This is a genomic window from Pseudomonas sp. WS 5027 (genome assembly GCF_012985695.1).
Classification (GTDB): domain Bacteria; phylum Pseudomonadota; class Gammaproteobacteria; order Pseudomonadales; family Pseudomonadaceae; genus Aquipseudomonas; species Aquipseudomonas hygromyciniae.
This window is the reverse complement of sequence record NZ_JAAQWU010000002.1, coordinates 230,503-248,776: the sequence shown is the minus strand read 5'-3', so window position 1 is coordinate 248,776 and position 18,274 is coordinate 230,503. Positions and strand designations below refer to the sequence as shown.

General features: G+C 61.6%; 15 protein-coding genes. 14 read left to right on the top strand and 1 reads right to left on the bottom strand.

All coding sequences use genetic code 11. The annotated features are described in order from the left end of the window. Positions 1-146 precede the first annotated feature (146 nt). The 7 genes from HBO09_RS04030 (at position 147) to HBO09_RS04000 (ending at position 8,895) form a co-directional block, all read left to right on the top strand. Positions 147-3,236, top strand: a complete 3,090-nt coding sequence (locus tag HBO09_RS04030) for a DUF2339 domain-containing protein (RefSeq protein WP_169991948.1) — start codon at positions 147-149, stop codon at positions 3,234-3,236. After that, a complete protein-coding gene (locus tag HBO09_RS04025; RefSeq protein ID WP_169992274.1) occupies positions 3,236-4,564 on the top strand; it encodes a DUF3999 domain-containing protein in 1,329 nt (442 codons plus the stop codon). Before HBO09_RS04030 ends, HBO09_RS04025 begins: the two co-directional genes overlap by 1 nt. A 113-nt stretch (positions 4,565-4,677) precedes the next feature. Continuing rightward, on the top strand, positions 4,678-5,688 hold the full coding sequence (locus tag HBO09_RS04020) for a class 1 fructose-bisphosphatase (RefSeq protein WP_029295932.1): 1,011 nt from the start codon (positions 4,678-4,680) through the stop codon (positions 5,686-5,688). A gap of 245 nt (positions 5,689-5,933) precedes the next feature. Continuing rightward, positions 5,934-6,188, top strand: a complete 255-nt coding sequence (locus HBO09_RS04015) for a hypothetical protein (RefSeq protein ID WP_029295934.1) — start codon at positions 5,934-5,936, stop codon at positions 6,186-6,188. Positions 6,189-6,218: 30 nt separating this feature from the next. After that, entirely contained in the window at positions 6,219-6,788 is a 570-nt protein-coding gene (locus HBO09_RS04010) for a lipocalin family protein (protein WP_169991950.1), read from the top strand. A gap of 335 nt (positions 6,789-7,123) precedes the next feature. Next, positions 7,124-7,972, top strand: a complete 849-nt coding sequence (locus HBO09_RS04005; protein ID WP_169991952.1) for an EamA family transporter — start codon at positions 7,124-7,126, stop codon at positions 7,970-7,972. After that, complete coding sequence (locus HBO09_RS04000) at positions 7,972-8,895, top strand: LysR substrate-binding domain-containing protein (RefSeq protein ID WP_169991954.1); 924 nt, start codon at positions 7,972-7,974, stop codon at positions 8,893-8,895. The genes HBO09_RS04005 and HBO09_RS04000 overlap by 1 nt, the downstream gene beginning before the upstream one ends. Positions 8,896-8,927: 32 nt before the next feature. On the opposite strand, the gene HBO09_RS03995 is transcribed toward HBO09_RS04000, so the two are convergent. Beyond that, a complete protein-coding gene (locus tag HBO09_RS03995) occupies positions 8,928-10,292 on the bottom strand; it encodes a formimidoylglutamate deiminase (RefSeq protein WP_169991957.1) in 1,365 nt (454 codons plus the stop codon). A gap of 147 nt (positions 10,293-10,439) precedes the next feature. Between HBO09_RS03995 and hutC the strand changes: the two genes are divergently transcribed. The 7 genes from hutC (at position 10,440) to HBO09_RS03960 (ending at position 18,222) form a co-directional block, all read left to right on the top strand. Continuing rightward, positions 10,440-11,150: a histidine utilization repressor gene (hutC, locus tag HBO09_RS03990; RefSeq protein ID WP_240344577.1), complete on the top strand. Its 711-nt coding sequence runs from the start codon at positions 10,440-10,442 to the stop codon at positions 11,148-11,150. Further along, the gene (locus HBO09_RS03985; RefSeq protein ID WP_169991962.1) at positions 11,147-11,707 is read left to right on the top strand and encodes a HutD family protein; all 561 of its coding nucleotides are present in this window, start codon (positions 11,147-11,149) and stop codon (positions 11,705-11,707) included. Before hutC ends, HBO09_RS03985 begins: the two co-directional genes overlap by 4 nt. A 412-nt stretch (positions 11,708-12,119) precedes the next feature. Beyond that, a complete protein-coding gene (hutU, locus tag HBO09_RS03980) occupies positions 12,120-13,805 on the top strand; it encodes a urocanate hydratase (protein ID WP_169991964.1) in 1,686 nt (561 codons plus the stop codon). A gap of 177 nt (positions 13,806-13,982) precedes the next feature. Then, positions 13,983-15,440: a cytosine permease gene (locus HBO09_RS03975; RefSeq protein WP_169991966.1), complete on the top strand. Its 1,458-nt coding sequence runs from the start codon at positions 13,983-13,985 to the stop codon at positions 15,438-15,440. A 68-nt stretch (positions 15,441-15,508) separates the two neighbouring features. Further along, complete coding sequence (locus HBO09_RS03970; protein ID WP_169991968.1) at positions 15,509-16,477, top strand: ABC transporter substrate-binding protein; 969 nt, start codon at positions 15,509-15,511, stop codon at positions 16,475-16,477. A gap of 72 nt (positions 16,478-16,549) precedes the next feature. Further along, entirely contained in the window at positions 16,550-17,401 is an 852-nt protein-coding gene (locus tag HBO09_RS03965; protein WP_169991970.1) for a proline/glycine betaine ABC transporter permease, read from the top strand. Next, a complete protein-coding gene (locus HBO09_RS03960; RefSeq protein WP_169991972.1) occupies positions 17,398-18,222 on the top strand; it encodes a glycine betaine/L-proline ABC transporter ATP-binding protein in 825 nt (274 codons plus the stop codon). The genes HBO09_RS03965 and HBO09_RS03960 overlap by 4 nt, the downstream gene beginning before the upstream one ends. Positions 18,223-18,274 lie beyond the last annotated feature (52 nt).

Sequence of the window (18,274 nt, the reverse complement as noted above, 5' to 3'; positions counted from 1 at the left end):
ATGCAGACGCCTCGGTGTTTCAGTGACACTGAGGGGATGCTATCGCAGGCAAGCCAGCTCCCACACAAGCCACCTCCCACATTGGGTTTGTGTCGATATACTGAGCGTTGGTTACGCCCGCTTCGGGCTGCTTAGGGATCTCGACCATGCAATGGATGTTCATGCTCATTGGCCTGGTGCTCGGCTGGGCGCTCGACGAGTCGTTCAGCGATGCGGGCTTCGGCGCGCTCCTGGGTTTGGGGATTGGCCAAGCCATTCGTCTGTCGAACCTTAGCAGCGCCTTGAAGGCTGTGGAGCAACGCCTGGCGATGCTGGAAAAGCCGCCGCAAGTCGAACCGCCCATGGCCGAACCCGCGCCCGCCCCAGAGCTGGTCTGGGAACTGCCCGCCGAACTGCAATCCACCTCTACTCCCGAACCTGGCCAGCCGCTGCCGGACGACCTGTGGAAACCGGCCGCTGTTGCACGGGAAGCTGAACCCCAAGTCCCCCGTAGCCCTAACCTGATCGAGCGGGCCATCCAGGGTGCGCGCAACTGGCTGCTGGGTGGCAACACCGTGCTGCGGGTCGGTGTGGTGCTGCTGTTCCTCGGTCTGGCATTTTTGCTGCGTTATGCCACCGAAGGCATGGTGGTGCCCATCGAGTTGCGCTACGCCGGTGTCGCCGCCTGCGCCCTGGGCTTGCTCGGCCTGGGTTGGTGGCTGCGCCAGCGTCGGGGTAATTACGCGCTGATCTTGCAAGGCGCGGGCATCGCCGTGCTGTACCTGACGGTGTTCGCCGCCATGCGTCTGCACCCGTTGCTCGATCCGGGTGCGGCGCTGGGCCTGCTGGTGGCGGTGACTGTGTTCTCGGCGATCCTCGCAATTACCCAGGACGCGATCGGCCTGGCCTGTGCCGCCGCCCTCGGCGGTTTTGCCGCGCCGATCCTGGCGTCCACCGGCGAGGGCAACCATGTGGCGTTGTTCAGCTACTTCGCCCTGCTTAACGCCGGCATCTTCGCCATCGCCTGGTTCAAGGCCTGGCGCTTGCTCAATGTGATTGGCTTTACTGGCACCTTCGGTATCGGCTTCGCCTGGGGCATTGGTTCCTACACACCGGAACTGCTGTGGAGTACCGAGCCGTTCCTGATCCTGTTTTTCCTGATGTACCTGGCCATCGGCCTGTTGTTTGCGCGGCGCAAACTCCTGGAAATGCCCGATGCCCCGGCCGATGACAGCCGTGGCGCGCTGCTGCGCTGGTCGGCGGCCAAGGGTGATTATGTCGATGGCGGCCTGCTGTTCGGCCCACCGCTCGTGGCGTTTGGCTTGCAGTTCACCCTGGTGCAACACCTGGAGTTCGCACCGGCATTCAGCGCGTTGGCGTTGGGCATCATTTATATGCTCCTGGCGCGTGTGCTCAGTGGCGGGCGCACCGTATTGCTAGCCGAAACCTGCCTGGCCCTGGGCGTGATCTTCGCCAGTCTGGCGATCCCCCTGGGCCTGGATGCACGCTGGACCGCCGCGGCGTGGGCGGTGGAGGGCGCGGGGATCTTCTGGCTGGGGTTGCGTCAGCAGCGCTTGCTGGCTCGCGGGTTTGGCCTGCTGCTGCAACTGGGTTCGGCACTGGCGTTTCTCAGTGAGTTGCAGGCGGGCGAACACACGCTGCTTGAGGGGGCACCGTTGGGCGCGTTGCTGCTTGGCGTGGCGTTGCTGTTTAGCTTCTGGCAACTGCGCAAAGCGGGCGATGAGCAGGTGTCTGCCTGGGAGCGCCACGGTTTGCCGGTGTTGGCCGGCTTGGGGCTGGGCTGCTTGTACTTGCTGGCACCGTTGCTGCTGTCGATCAACGGTACGGCGATCAGTTGGGCGCTGGCGGGTGCGGTGACACTGTTTGCCGGCCTGCGTATCGCTTCGCGCACCTTCCTGTTCGCGGGGCTTGCTGTGCAAGTGCTGGGCGGCACATTGCTGTTGTGGTGGGCGCCGTGGATCGACGAAGAGTGGCCTGCGTTCCGGCACCTAGGATTCTGGGCGCCGATGCTCGTGGGGCTGGCAGCATTCGTGGGCGCCTGGCGTTTACGGGACGCAGGTCAATCGTCGGTGTTTGACGGGCTTAAGTTGCCGCGTATCGCGGATGGGCTGTTGGCCTGGGGCGTAATCTGGTGGGCGGCAGCGCTGAACAGCGAAGTGCTGCGCTTTACGCCTCCTGAACTGCAAGCCACGTTCCTGCTAGCGGCCGCGGCGGTCAGTGTGGCGCTCTGGACTGTGTTGGCGGTGCGTCTGCGCTGGGCATCGCTGGGCGCCATGAGCCTGTTGCTGATGCCGGCAGCGGCGATGGTGCTGCTGGTTTCGGCGCATCGCTATTATCACCCGGCGGCCGAATTTGGCTGGCTGGCCTGGAGCAGCGTGTTCGCCGTACATTTCATCTCGTTGCGCCTGTTGAGTCTCGTTGCGCCGGCCAAGGCACTGAGCATCGCCCATGTACTGGGTTGCTGGATGCTGATCGGCATGCTGGCCCTGGAATTGCGCTACGGCCTGCTGGTGCTTTCGGTGCAATACAACGCCTGGCGCTGGCTGGGCTGGGCGATTTTCCCCAGCCTGTACCTGATAGCTATCGCTGCGCCGCGCCAATGGCCGTGGCCGGTATCTGCTTATCCGCGCGAATACCGCCTGCTGGCCGCGCTGCCGTTGGCGGCGCTGATGCTGGTGTGGTTCTGGCTGGCCAATATCTTCAGCGACGGTACTGCCAAACCGTTGCCTTATGTGCCGTTGCTCAATCCCTTGGACCTTGGCCTGCTGTTCGCGCTGCTGGGCGTGTACCTGTGGGCACGCAGCGCGGCGCCGCAACTGGGCGGCCGCACCCCATGGATTGCCCAGGGCGTTGCCGGGGTTTCGCTGTTCGCCTTCTTCACCGCATTGGTGATGCGTGCGGCGCACCATTGGGGCGGCGTGCCGTTTCATCTGGATGCCTTGCTTGACTCAATGCTGGTGCAGGCCGGACTGTCGATTGTCTGGACCCTGATTGCCCTGGGCCTGATGATCGGTGGTCATCTGCGTGATCGTCGGGAAGTGTGGCTGGTCGGCGCGGTGCTGATTGGCGTGGTGGTCGCCAAGTTGTTCCTCGTCGAGCTGAGCAACCGTGGCGGGCTGGAGCGGATCGTGTCGTTTATCGGGGTAGGCGGGCTGTTGCTGGTGGTGGGCTATTTTGCCCCGCTGCCGCCCAAACGTATCGAACCCGAGGTTCAAACCCAAGGAGCTTCCTCTTGATCGGCAAACTGAGTATTGCCCTAGTGGGCCTGTGCACCGCGCTACCGGCGTGGGCCGTGGAGGCCCCCGCTGACTTCAGCGCCCAAGTGCCACTGGCGATCAGCGGCGAAGGCCCGTGGTATCGCCTGGAGTTGCCGCTGGCGGTGCAACTGAGCGCCCGCCAGGCCGATCTCAGTGACCTGCGGGTGTTCAACGCCGCTGGCGAGCCTCAGGCGTATGCGTTGGTGCGTCAGTCGGCCGAAAGCGCAAAAAATGTGGCCCGGCTCAAGGGCTTCCCGCTGTATGCCGCCGACACCACCAGTGACAGCGTGCGCGTGCAATCCAGCGCCACGGGCACTCTGGTGCAGGTGCAGCCGTCCAGCGAGGCACCGTCCGGCGTGCAGGTGCGACGCGGCTGGTTGCTTGATGCCAGTGCAATCAAGGCGCCGTTGCAAAAATTGATCCTCGACTGGTCCGCCGAGCACGACGGCTTCCAGCGTTTCAGCATCGAAGCCAGTGACGATTTGCAGCACTGGCGCTCCTGGGGCGAAGGGCAGGTGGCACGCCTGGCGTTTGCCGACGAGCGGGTCGAGCTGCGTGAAGTGGCCTTGCCAGGGCAGCCGGCGCGTTACCTGCGCCTGTTATGGCAAGGCCAGGCCGCACCCGAGTTGACCTCCATTGAAGTGCAGAGCACCAGCAGCCTGCCGTTGCCCCTGGTGTGGTCCGAGCCTTTGGCCGGCAGCCCCCTTGAATCGGGGCAGTACAGCTGGCAACTGCCTGGGGCTTTAAGCATTGAGCGGGTGCGCGTTGAGCTGCGTCAGCCCAACAGCCTGGCGCCGGTGGGTCTGCAAGGGCGCCAGGACAGCAAGCAGGCATGGCAGCCGTTGAGCCGTGGTTTGCTCTACCGGTTGACGCAAAACGGGCAAGAAATCACCCAGGATCAATTGCAGTTGCCGGGTTACCCGGTCCGACAACTCAAGCTGGACGTAGACGAGCGGGGCGGCGGCCTGGGCGCGCAGGCGCCGGGGTTGAGTTTTGCCGTGCGGGCCACGCAAGTGGTGTTCCTGGCGCGGGGCGAACCGCCGTTTACCCTGGCGCTGGGCAACCCGTCGGCCAAGTCCGCGAACCTACCGTTGACGACCCTGATTCCCGGTTATCAACCGCAGCGCCTCGCGGCGTTGGGCCAGGCCAGGGTCGATGGCGAGTGGCACGCCAACCCAGTGGCCGCGCCAAATGTCGCAGGTATCCGTTGGCAGACAATCGGCCTGTGGGCCGTATTGCTGCTGGGCGTAGCGGCACTCGGGGCGATGGCCTACAGCCTGTTGCGCAAGCCGCCGGCCAAGCCCTGAGCCGGGGCCTACATGAACTCTGTCAGGGTTATCTCGTCTGATAGGAGGAAATGCGCCCCGACTCGCGCTAAACTGCGCGGGTTTTTAGCCCCCCCCATTCTCCGGAGCCGTCCATGTCCCGCGTTACCCTGAGTCGCTATTTGATTGAGCAGACCCGCAGCAACAACACCCCTGCCGATCTGCGCTTCCTGATCGAAGTGGTGGCGCGTGCTTGCAAGGAAATCAGCCACGCCGTGTCCAAGGGCGCGCTGGGCGGTGTCCTGGGCAGCATGGGCACTGAAAACGTGCAAGGCGAAGTGCAGAAGAAACTCGACGTGATTTCCAACGAAATCCTGCTCGAAGCCAACGAATGGGGCGGTCACCTGGCCGGCATGGCGTCCGAAGAAATGGACAATGCCTACCAGATCCCGGGCAAATACCCCAAAGGCGCGTACCTGCTGGTATTCGACCCGCTGGACGGCTCGTCGAACATCGACATCAACGCGCCAGTCGGCACCATCTTCTCCGTACTGCGCTGCCCGAACGAATACCTGAGCCAGAACGAAGCCTTGAACGAAAAGGCCTTCCTGCAGCCAGGCACCGAGCAGGTCGCCGCCGGTTATGCGATCTACGGCCCGCAAACCATGCTGGTGTTGACCCTGGGTGATGGCGTCAAGGGCTTTACCCTGGACCGTGAAATGGGCAGCTTCGTGCTGACCCACGAAGACATCTCCATTCCTGCCTCGACCCAGGAATTTGCGATCAACATGTCCAACCAGCGCCACTGGGAAGAACCGGTCAAGCGCTACGTCAACGAGTTGATGGAAGGCGAAGAAGGCCCGCTGAAGAAAAACTTCAACATGCGTTGGGTGGCCGCGATGGTTGCCGACGTACACCGCATCCTGACCCGTGGTGGCCTGTTCATGTACCCACGCGACAGCCGCGAGCCGTCCAAGCCGGGCAAACTGCGCCTGATGTACGAAGCCAACCCGATGTCGTTCCTGGTTGAGCAAGCGGGCGGTGCGTCGACAGACGGTCACCAGCGTATCCTCGACATCCAGCCTGAAGGTCTGCACCAGCGTGTGGCGGTGTTCCTGGGTTCCAAGGAAGAAGTGGCGCGCGTGACCGGCTACCACAAAGGTTAATGCTACCCCCTGTGGCGAGGGGGCTTGTCCCCCGCTGGGCTGCGAAGCAGCCCCCAAACCAGCCCACTCGGTTTACCTGAAAGTACTCTGTGGCTTTATTGGGCTGCTTCGCAGCCCAGCGGGGGACAAGCCCCCTCGCCACAGGGGGCTTTTTTTGTTTTTGCCTTCCGGGAACCAGACCCCCCTTTTCCCTTCTAAGCTTCTGGCAGACCCCCACTGCTGCGTGTCCCTCCAGGAGCTCTACCATGTCGTTACGCCGTCTCGCACTCTTGTGCTTTTGCGTCCTATTGGCCGCTTGCAGCAAGGTCACCCAGGAAAACTACCAAAAGCTCTCGGCTGGCATGGCCAAGGCTGAAGTGGAGTCGTTGCTGGGTAAGCCCACCGATTGTTCCGGCGCGCTGGGCATGTCCAGTTGTACCTGGGGCGATAAAACCAGCTTTATCAGCGTGCAGTACGCCGGTGACAAAGTTCTGATGTTTTCCGGGCAAGGCCTGAAGTAAACCGGGGCGCAAGCCTGCGGGAGAAGAAGAATGATGCGTTTCGTTTTATACCTTTGCGCCAGCCTGTTTTTGGCAGGCTGCGCCAGCCATTCTGGCGATGATCTGCAACCCAAGACGGTCGGCAGCGTCAACCTCAAGCGTTACCAGGGCACCTGGTACGAGTTGGCCCGTCTGCCCATGTACTTCCAGCGCAACTGCGCGCAATCCGAGGCCCGTTACTCCCTGCTGCCCGATGGCGACATGTCAGTGTTCAACCGCTGCCTGACCACCGAGTGGAAGTGGGAAGAAGCCAAGGGCACGGCCACGCCGCAAGTACCGGGCCAGACCGACAAGTTGTGGGTCGAATTCAACAACTGGTTCACTGCGCTGTTGCCGGGCGTGGCCAAGGGCGATTACTGGGTGTTGTATGTCAGCGACGACTACAAGACCGCCATCGTCGGCAGCCCGAGCCGGCGCTATATGTGGCTGTTGTCACGCACGCCGACCGTCAGCGCCGACACACGCGAAGACCTGCTGAGCAGGGCGCGGCAGCAGGGTTACGACACCACACGGTTGATCTGGCGTACGTCGGACAAGCAGATGGCCAAGACCTCGCAGTAATGCGAAATAGAAAGGGCGGGTTTTTCAATAAACCCGCCCTTTTTTTGCCCTCAGTTTTTGCTGTAGCGGGCGCAGGCATTCACCTTTTCCCGTTCGGGGCTCTGTAGCTTCTATCCACTGTAGGAGCGGGCTTGCCCGCGATAGCGCTGGGTCCGTCGACATCATCATTGGCTGATCCGCCGCCATCGCGGGCAAGCCCGCTCCCACAGGGATTTTCCGGCGTCGGTGGTGGCGATGCATGATGGATTTTGATGGCTGTGCTGATGAGGATTCGCTTCTGGTCAGCGCACGAGGCTGAGTTAAATACCCGCCTTTTCCTCTGAACAGCCGACTCCATGGACAACTCCGATATTGCGATCACCCTGGTCCTGATCTCCGCCTTTATGCACGCCACCTGGAATGCCGTTGTCCGGGCCGGCAGCAGTCGCTTCATGACCCTGGCCCTGGTCGATGGCACGGCATTGCTGATCTGTCTCGCGGCGTTGCCACTGGTCAATGTGCCGAGCTTGCAGGTCTGGGGTTATGTGCTGCTCTCGGTGGTGCTTAATACGATCTATCGCCTGTTTCTGATCAAGGCCTATGAAACGGGCGACTTCGGCCAGGTCTATCCGGTAATGCGTGGCGTACCGCCGGTATTGGTGGCGCTGTTTTCCTACTTTCTGCTGCACGAACAACTGTCTTTCCAGGCGCTGGTAGGTGTGTTGTTGATTTGCCTGGGGATCATCAGTCTGACGTTTGTGCGCAGGATGACGACGCGCATGCTCCGGCCGATCCTGATGGCGGTGGGAGCAGGAGTGTTTATTGCGTCATACACGGTGGTGGACGCCAAGGGTGTAAGAGCCAGTGAGACGGTGCTGCAATACATCATCTACCTGACGGTGTTCCAGAGTATCCCGATCCCGCTGCTGGCGTTTCTCAAGGCGCGTACGGATTTCGCCCAGGTGATTCGCCGTCAGTGGCGGGTGGGTATGCTGGGCGGTGTTTTTTACTTGGCGTCCTACGGCCTGGTGTTGTTCGCGCTGTCCTTGGACGCGGTGGCCAAGGTCTCAGCACTGCGGGAAACCAGTGTTATCATCGGCGCCATTATTGCCGCGCTGTTCTTTCATGAGCGGTTCGGCTGGCGGCGGATGCTTTCGGCGCTGGTCATTGTTTGCGGGATCATCCTGATCAAAGTGAGCACCTGATGGCCCAGCGCCCGCCACCGACCCCCATGCTTCAAGCCTTTGTCAGCGCCGCGCAATGCGGCAGCTTTGCGCGTGCGGCGTCTGAGCTCAACCTCACTGCCAGTGCCATCAGCCATCAGATTGCAGGCCTGGAAGAGTGGTGGGACGTGCAACTGTTCGAGCGCCATTCGCGGGGCGTCAAGTTGACTGAAGCGGGGCAGGCCTTGCTGCCGGTGGCCGCTGGATTTTTCCGCGAACTTGATGCGGTCCTGCATTCCCTGCATCCGAACAAACCTCAACCGCTGCACCTTTCGTGTACCTCGTCCCTCTGCTCGACATGGCTGATCCCCAGGCTGCATGGCTCGCATACCGAGGCTTCGTTCAACCTGGATCTGGAGTTGACCAGTACGGATAACCTGGACGCCCATCAATACGACGTAGCCGTGGTGATGGGGTACGGTGACTATCCGGAGCATCACGTCGAACTGCTGATGCGTGATGCGGTATTCCCCGTTTGCTCCCCAGAGTTTGTGCGGGTCAATGGCGATATTGCGCTGGCGGATATCGCCCGGCACCCGCTGATCCACCGGGTCGACGATCAAGTGTGCCCGGGATGGGAAAGCTGGTTTGCGTTCCAGGCGCTGGCGGCTCCACCGTATCACCGTGGCCCGCGATTTCCGGATTCCAGCCAGGCCATCAGCCTGGCGGCAAAAGGCGGTGGGATTGCCCTGGGCAGGACGGCGCTGGTGTATGACGCGCTGAAAGAGGGGAGCCTGCTGGCGTTGAACGGTCCGGTGATGATGTCGCCGGCGGCGTACTACATCATTTGTCGAAACGGGCGACAGTCTGAGCCGGATATCGCCCGGCTATTTGCTTGGCTCAAGGCGACTGCCGATGAGTTTGTGGGAGAAGTCCGCGAGCAGTGTCCGCAAATCTGTAGCTAAAAATGCGCTCCCACATGGGTTGGGTGGTGTTCTTAAGACAGTAGGTCTCTCAGGACCTGGGTAAACGCCCGGCTGCTTTCTTCCTCGCCAGCATGCCGCCCATCGCGCACCACCCACTGGCCATTGACCAGTACATCGCGCACTTGCCGATCTCCCCCGGCGAACAGCCAGCGGTTGAGAATCCCGTCTTCACTGGCCGTCGCCAGGTACGGATCGTTGCCATCGAGCACCAGCCAGTCTGCGCGCTTGCCCACTTCCAGGCGGCCAATCGGCTGGCCCAGGGCCTGGGCGCCGCCGTCGAGGGCTGCGTCGAACAACGTACGCCCGACCATCGGTTGATCGCTGCGGTACAGCCGGTTACGCCGCTGGTCGCGCAGGCGCTGGCCGTATTCCAGCCAACGCAGTTCCTCGACCACGCTCAATGACACATGGCTGTCCGAGCCGATCCCCATGCGCCCGCCCTGCGCCAGGAAGTCCACCGCCGGGAAAATCCCGTCGCCCAGGTTGGCTTCAGTGGTCAGGCACAGCCCGGCAATCGCTCGGCTCTGGGCCATCAACGTCACTTCATCGGGATTGGCGTGGGTGGCGTGCACCAGGCACCAACGCTGGTCGACTTCGACATTGTCATACAGCCATTGCAGCGGGCGCTTGCCGCTCCAGGCCAGGCAGTCATCGACTTCCTTTTGCTGCTCGGCGATGTGGATATGCACCGGGCAGGCCTGGTCGCTGGCGGCCAGAACCTTGCTGATCTGTTGCGGCGTTACCGCGCGCAATGAGTGGAAACACAGGCCCAGTTGCTGCGCCGGTTGTGCGGCCAGTATCGGCTGCAGGCGCGCTTGCAGGTCCAGGTAGTTGTCGGTGCTGTTGATAAAACGGCGCTGACCGTCGTTCGGCGCCTGGCCGCCAAACCCCGAGTGGCTGTACAGCACCGGCAGCAACGTCAGGCCTATCCCGCTGCTGGCCGCCGCCAGGCTGATCTGGCGTGACAGTTCGGTGGGGTCGGCGTACGGCTGGCCGCTGACATCGTGGTGTACATAGTGAAACTCGGCGACCGAGGTGTAGCCAGCCTTGAGCATCTCGATATACAGCTGCCGGGCGATGATCTGCAGTTGCTCCGGGCTGATCTGGCCGACCATGCGGTACATCAGGTCGCGCCAGGTCCAAAAGCTGTCATTGGGATTGCCGGCGACTTCCGCCAGCCCCGCCATGGCCCGCTGGAATGCATGGGAATGCAGGTTCGGCATGCCCGGCAACAAAGGGCCTCTTAGCCGCTCGGCGTCGTCTGCGCTGGCATTGGCCGTTACGTTGGTCAGCAGGCCATCGGCGCTGACTTCAAGACGTACATCAGTGGCCCATCCACTAGGCAGCAGCGCGCGTTCGGCAAAGAAAGCGGACATGATCAAGGCACCCCGGTCGTGTGTTTATTTGTATATACATATACAGACGTTTGCCTGCTCGGTAAACTCCGGCAATCTATGCATCTTTTCCCCCTGCAAGGATTCCCCGTGCCGACTCCGCCCGCCAAGTCCCCGCTGGCTGCCCACATGGACGAAAGTCCGGCGCCCTTGTATGCCCGCGTCAAGCAGATGATCAGCCAGCAGATTCTCAACGGCAACTGGCCGCCGCACTATCGCGTGCCTTCTGAAAGCGAGTTGGTCAACCAACTGGGCTTTAGCCGCATGACCATCAACCGGGCACTGCGGGAACTGACCGCCGAAGGTCTGCTGGTGCGCATGCAAGGTGTTGGTACCTTTGTCGCCGAGCCCAAGAGCCAGTCGGCGCTGTTCGAGGTGCATAACATCGCCGATGAGATTGGCTCCCGAGGCCATCGCCACACCTGTAAGGTCATTACCCTGGGCGAAGAGGCCGCCGGTTCCGAGCGTGCCGTGGCCCTGGAAATGCGTGAAGGCGGGCGGGTGTTCCACTCGCTGATCGTGCACTACGAAAACGATATCCCGGTGCAAATCGAAGACCGCTTCGTCAACGCCCTGGTCGCCCCCGAGTACCTGCAACAGGATTTCACTCAGCAAACCCCCTACGCCTATCTCAACCAGGTCGCACCGCTGACCGAGGGTGAGCATGTGGTGGAGGCGATTCTGGCCGACCCGCAGGAATGCAAGCTGTTGCAGATCGAGGCCGGCGAGCCGTGCCTCTTGATTCGCCGGCGCACTTGGTCCGGGCGCCAGCCGGTGACTGCTGCGCGTCTGATCCACCCTGGTTCCCGGCATAGCCTCGAAGGACGTTTCAGCAAATGAATGCAGTAAAGGTCTGGCGCGCTGCCGATTACGTTCGTATGCCGTGGAAGAACGGCGGCGGCAGCACCGAAGAAATCACCCGTGACGCAGGCCATGGTCTCGACGGTTTTGGCTGGCGCCTGTCGATTGCCGATATCGGCGAATCGGGCGGCTTTTCCACGTTTGCCGGGTATCAGCGGATCATCACCGTGATCCAGGGGGCGGGCATGGTGCTGACGGTGGATGGCGAGGAGCAGCGCGGATTGTTACCGCTGCAACCGTTTGCCTTCAGCGGTGAAAGCCAAGTGGCGTGCCGCCTGATCACCGGGCCGATCCGCGATTTCAACCTGATCTATTCGCCCCAGCGTTACCACGCACGTTTGCAGTGGGTGGACGGGGTGCAGCAGTTTTTCAGCACCGCGCACACCGTGCTGGTGTTCAGTGTGGCGGATGAGGTGAAGGTGCTAGGCCAAGTGCTGGGGCATCATGATTGTTTGCAGGTGGACGGTAACACTGGGTTGCTGGATATCAGCGCGACAGGCCGCTGCTGCCTTATCGAACTGACTGCACGCAATTAAAAATGTGGGAGCGGGCTTGCTCGCGAATGCGCTGTATCAGTCACCGCAAGCGTTAGCTGACACACCGCATTCGCGAGCAAGCCCGCTCCCACATTTGGATCTTCATAGGCTACAAAATCTGTTTCCAGTCCCGCACCAAGTTGTTACCGAATGCCCCAGCATGGCGCAATGCCTTGCCTTTGTAACAACTCTCCGTCTATGCCATTCACCTCTGTAAGAAATTTCATCAAGCCTAGAGGCCTTTGTTTCCAAGGCTTACACGCACCCACCAAGAAAATCTTAAGCACATGTCACTGAAGTTGGCCGCTTGATTGCATATGCTTGTATGTACAAGTAAAGGTGTGTGCATAAGAGTCGCTAAACATCCTCTTCGCACCATCGTGTTCGCGCATCGATTGCTGAGGAGTTTTTTGTGACTGACTTTTCCCAGAACAAGCCTACCAAGTACCGCGACGTTGAAATCCGCGCCGCCCGTGGCAACACGCTTACCGCCAAAAGCTGGCTGACTGAAGCACCGCTGCGCATGCTGATGAACAACCTCGACCCGCAAGTGGCCGAGAACCCCAAAGAGCTGGTGGTGTACGGCGGTATCGGCCGCGCGGCGCGTAACTGGGAGTGCTACGACCAGATCGTCGAAAGCCTGACCCATCTGAATGACGACGAAACCCTGCTGGTGCAATCCGGCAAGCCGGTGGGCGTGTTCAAGACCCACAGCAACGCGCCCCGCGTACTGATCGCCAACTCCAACCTGGTGCCGCACTGGGCCAGTTGGGAACACTTCAACGAACTGGATGCCAAGGGCCTGGCCATGTACGGCCAGATGACCGCCGGCAGCTGGATCTACATCGGCAGCCAGGGCATCGTCCAGGGCACCTACGAAACCTTCGTCGAGGCTGGTCGCCAGCATTACGACAGCAACCTCAAAGGCCGTTGGGTCCTCACCGCCGGCCTTGGCGGCATGGGCGGCGCCCAGCCCCTGGCCGCGACCCTGGCCGGCGCGTGCTCGCTGAACATTGAATGCCAGCAGGTCAGTATCGACTTCCGCTTGAACAGCCGTTATGTCGACGAACAAGCCACCGACCTCGACGACGCCCTGGCGCGCATCGCCAAGTACACCAAGGAAGGCAAGGCCATCTCCATCGCCTTGCTGGGCAACGCAGCCGAAATCCTCCCGGAGCTGGTCAAGCGCGGCGTGCGCCCGGACATGGTCACCGACCAGACCAGCGCCCACGACCCGCTCAATGGCTACCTGCCAGTTGGCTGGACCTGGGACGAATACCGCGCCCGCGCCAAGACCGAGCCTGCCGCCGTGATCAAGGCGGCCAAACAGTCGATGGCCGTGCACGTCAAAGCGATGCTCGAGTTCCAGAAACAAGGCATTCCGACCTTCGACTACGGCAACAACATCCGCCAGATGGCGCAAGAAGAAGGCGTGGAAAATGCCTTTGATTTCCCGGGGTTTGTGCCGGCTTACATCCGCCCGTTGTTCTGCCGTGGCATCGGCCCGTTCCGTTGGGCTGCTCTGTCGGGCGACCCGCAAGATATCTACAAGACCGACGCCAAGGTCAAAGAACTGATCCCCGACGACGCCCACCTGCACAACTGGCTGGACATGGCCCGCGAGCGCATCAGCTTCCAGGGCCTGCCGGCGCGCATCTGCTGGGTCGGCCTGGGCCAGCGCGCCAAACTTGGCCTGGCATTCAACGAGATGGTGCGCAGCGGCGAGCTGTCGGCGCCGGTGGTGATTGGCCGTGACCATCTGGACTCCGGCTCGGTGGCCAGCCCCAACCGCGAAACCGAATCCATGCAGGACGGTTCCGATGCCGTGTCCGATTGGCCGCTGCTCAACGCACTGCTCAACACCGCCAGCGGCGCGACCTGGGTTTCGCTGCACCACGGTGGCGGTGTAGGCATGGGCTTCTCCCAGCATTCGGGGATGGTGATTGTCTGCGACGGTACCGATGAAGCCGCCGAGCGGATTGCTCGCGTGCTGCACAACGACCCGGCCACTGGGGTGATGCGTCACGCCGATGCGGGTTACCAGATCGCGATCGACTGCGCCAAGGAACAGGGCCTCAACCTCCCGATGATCAAGTAGCGCCTGGCTCGGTTCCTGTGGGAGCCGGGCTTGCCCGCGATGGCAGCACTGTGGTCTGCCTGACAGACCGCGTCGTGCGTATCGCAGGCAAGCCAGCTCCCACATTTGATCGGCTGTGTACACAAGACCTGTTTTATCTGCACTACCGAAAAACAATCCATTAGAGGTTGAACCCCCATGGCTGCAAAAGACGCACGTGCAAGCTCCACCCCGTTGATCGAAAGGCGTTCGATCGACTACATCCCGGAAGCGGAAAGACACGGTCGTCTATTTAGCCAGTTCACCCTCTGGATGGGTGCCAACCTGCAAATCACCGCGATCGTCACCGGGGCCCTGGCCGTGGTGCTGGGCGGCGATGTGTTCTGGTCGTTGATTGGTCTGTTGATCGGTCAAGTGCTGGGCGGCGCGGTGATGGCATTGCATGCGGCGCAAGGACCCAGGCTTGGCCTACCGCAGATGATCTCCAGCCGGGTGCAGTTCGGGGTGTATGGCGCGGCCATTCCGATCGTGCTGGTGTGCCTGATGTACCTGGGGTTCACCGCCACCGGCACCGTGCTTTCCGGCCAGGCGCTGGGCCAGTTGTTCGGGGTCAGCGACAGCGTCGGCATCCTTATCTTTGCCAGTGTCATCGTGCTGGTTACGGTGCTCGGTTACCGGGTGATCCACTTCATCGGTCGTGTCGCCAGCGTCATTGGGGTGATTGCCTTTGTCTACCTGTTCAGCCGCCTGATGAGCCAGACCGATGTTGGCGCACTCCTGCAAATCCGCCACTTCAGTTGGAGCAGTTTCCTGCTGGCGGTGTCGCTCGCGGCATCCTGGCAAATCGCCTTCGGGCCTTACGTGGCCGACTATTCCCGTTACCTGCCGCGCAATACGTCCTCGGTGAAAACCTTTCTGGCCGCAGGCGCAGGTTCGGTCATCGGTGCCCAGGTGGCGATGATCCTCGGGGTGTTCGCCGCGGCCATGTCCAACGGGCAATTTGCCGGTAACGAAGTGGCCTACATCGTTGGCCTGGGGGGCACCGGTGCTACGGCCGCGCTGCTGTACTTCAGCATCGCGTTCGGCAAGGTCACCATCTCCACGCTCAATTCCTACGGCAGCTTCATGTGCATTGCGACCATCGTCAGCGGTTTTCGTGGGCGCATGGAGGTGACGCGCTTGCAGCGCCTGGTTTTCGTGCTGCTGATCGTCGGCGCGGCGACCCTGATCGCGTTGCTCGGCCAGCACTCGTTCCTCAGTGCGTTCAAGTCCTTCATCCTGTTTTTGCTGGCGTTCTTTACGCCATGGAGCGCGATCAACCTGGTGGACTACTACTGCATCACCCGCGATCGCTATGACGTGCCGGCGCTGGCCGATCCGAACGGTCGCTATGGCCGGTGGAACCCGCTAGGTATCAGCGTCTATGTGTTCGGGGTGCTGGTGCAGTTGCCGTTCATCGCCACCAAGTTCTACACCGGCCCCCTGGTGGACACCCTGGGCGGGGTGGATATTTCCTGGATCATCGGCCTGGTACTGCCCGCCGCCCTGTATTACGTGTGTGCGAAAAAATGGCACGGCGCGATTCCAGAACGACTGATCCTGCCGGTAGAGCAGGGCGCTACACCAACAACAACCGGGCAGCTTGCACAAGCCTGATGGGACGTGGACGAGGCAGGATGCCTTTTGACTGCCGTAATCCATTTCATGATTGGGAGCGTCACACAATGAAAATGCATAAGACCCTGCTGACCCCATTGCTCGCCGCAGGCCTGCTGGCCGTTGCTGGCGCCTCTCAGGCGGCCGGCTGGTGCGAGTCGGGCAAACCGGTGAAATTCGCCGGCCTGAACTGGGAAAGCGGCATGCTGCTGACCGACGTCCTGCAAGTGGTCCTGGAAAAAGGCTACGACTGCAAAACCGATAGCCTGCCGGGCAATTCCATCACCATGGAAAACGCCCTGGGCAGCAACGATATCCAGGTCTTCGCCGAAGAGTGGGTCGGCCGCAGCGAAGTGTGGAACAAGGCTGAGAAAGCCGGCAAGGTCGTGGGCGTCGGCGCCCCCGTGGTTGGTGCGGTTGAAGGCTGGTATGTGCCGCGCTACGTGATCGAAGGCGACGCCAAGCGCAAGCTCGAAGCCAAGGCGCCGGACCTGAAAAACATTGCCGACCTGGCCAAGTATTCCGCGGTATTCAAGGACCAGGAAGAGCCCGGCAAGGGCCGCTTCTACAACTGCCCGGCCGGCTGGACCTGCGAGCTGGACAACAGCGAAATGCTCAAGAGCTACGGCCTGGAAAATTCCTACACCAACTTCCGCCCAGGCACCGGCCCGGCGCTGGATGCTGCGGTGCTATCGAGCTACAAGCGTGGCGAGCCGATCCTGTTCTACTACTGGTCGCCGACGCCGCTGATGGGCCAGGTAGACCTGGTCAAACTCGACGAAAAGCCCGGCGTGGACAAGAGCGTGACCATCAAGGTCGGCCTGTCCAAGACGTTCCACGAGCAGGCCCCGGAACTGGTGGCGGTGCTGGAGAAGGTCAACCTGCCGATCGACCTGCTCAACCAGAACCTGGCGCGCATGAGCAAAGAGCGCATTGACTCAGCGAAGCTGGCGAAGATCTTCCTCAAGGAACACCCGGAAGTCTGGCACGCCTGGGTCAGTGAAGACGCAGCCAAGAAAATCGACGCGGCCTTGTAGGCACAGTGCTCCCGGCTACCCTGAAAAGGCAGCCGGGTACCCGGCCACACTCCACTGGATCGAGAGCACGTTATGTTTCCTGAGAGTTTTACGTTTTCCATCGCCGACTGGGTCAACGGTTGGGTCGATGCATTGGTGACCAACTACGGTGATGTGTTCCGGCAGATTTCCGACACCTTGCTGTGGGCCATCGTCAACCTGGAAGGCCTGCTGCGCGCAGCACCCTGGTGGCTGATGTTGGCGATAGTCGGCGGCATTGCCTGGCACGCGACCCGTAAGGTAGTGACCACGGCGGTGATCGTCGGCCTGTTGTTCCTGGTCGGCGCGGTCGGCCTGTGGGACAAACTGATGCAGACCCTGGCGCTGATGATGGTGGCCACGGTGATTTCGGTGCTGATCGGTATTCCCCTGGGCATCCTCTCGGCGCGCAGCAATCGTCTGCGCTCGGTGCTGATGCCGCTGCTGGACATCATGCAGACCATGCCCAGCTTCGTGTACCTGATCCCGGTATTGATGCTGTTTGGCCTGGGCAAGGTGCCGGCGATTTTCGCCACGGTGATCTACGCCGCGCCGCCGCTGATTCGTCTGACCGACCTGGGCATTCGCCAGGTGGACCGTGAAGTGATGGAAGCCATCAATGCCTTCGGTGCCAACCGCTGGCAGCAACTGTTCGGCGTGCAACTGCCGCTGGCCCTGCCGAGCATCATGGCCGGGATCAACCAGACCACCATGATGGCCCTGTCGATGGTGGTGATCGCCTCGATGATCGGCGCCCGTGGCCTGGGGGAAGACGTACTGGTCGGCATCCAGACCCTCAACGTCGGGCGTGGCCTGGAGGCTGGCCTGGCAATTGTGATTCTCGCAGTGGTCATCGACCGCATTACCCAGGCCTATGGTCGTCCACGGCATGAGGCGAGCAAATGACTACTGTCAGCAAAATCGAAGTTAAAAACGTGTTCAAGATTTTCGGCGCGCGGGACAAAGAAGCCCTGGCGCTTATTGGCCAAGGCCAGACCAAAGACCAGGTGCTGGCGCAGACCGGTTGCGTGGTTGGCGTCAATGACCTGTCCCTGAGCATCGGCACCGGCGAGATCTTCGTGATCATGGGCCTGTCGGGCTCTGGCAAGTCGACCCTGGTGCGCCACTTCAATCGTCTGATCGACCCCACCAGCGGCGCGATCCTGGTGGACGGCGAAGACATTCTGCAACTGGATATGGACGCGTTGCGCCAGTTCCGTCGGCACAAGATCAGCATGGTGTTCCAGAGCTTCGGCCTGTTGCCCCACAAGAGCGTGCTGGACAACGTGGCCTACGGCCTGAAAGTGCGCGGCGAAAGCAAGCAAGTGTGCGCCGAGCGTGCGTTGCACTGGATCCAGACCGTGGGCCTTAAGGGCTACGAAAACAAATACCCGCACCAGCTGTCGGGTGGCATGCGCCAACGGGTGGGCCTGGCCCGTGCGTTGGCGGCCGACACCGACATCATCCTGATGGACGAGGCGTTCAGCGCCCTCGACCCGCTGATCCGTGCCGAGATGCAGGACCAGTTGCTGGAGCTGCAAAAGACCCTGCACAAGACCATCGTGTTTATCACCCACGATCTGGACGAGGCCGTGCGTATTGGCAACCGCATCGCGATCCTCAAGGACGGCAAGCTGATCCAGGTCGGCACGCCGCGGGAGATCTTGCATTCGCCGGCGGATGAGTACGTGGACCGGTTTGTTCAGCGGCGGGCGGCGGTGGTCTGAGCCGGGTTTTGTGGTGAGTTGGCTGGCCTCTTCGCGAGCAAGCCCGCTCCCA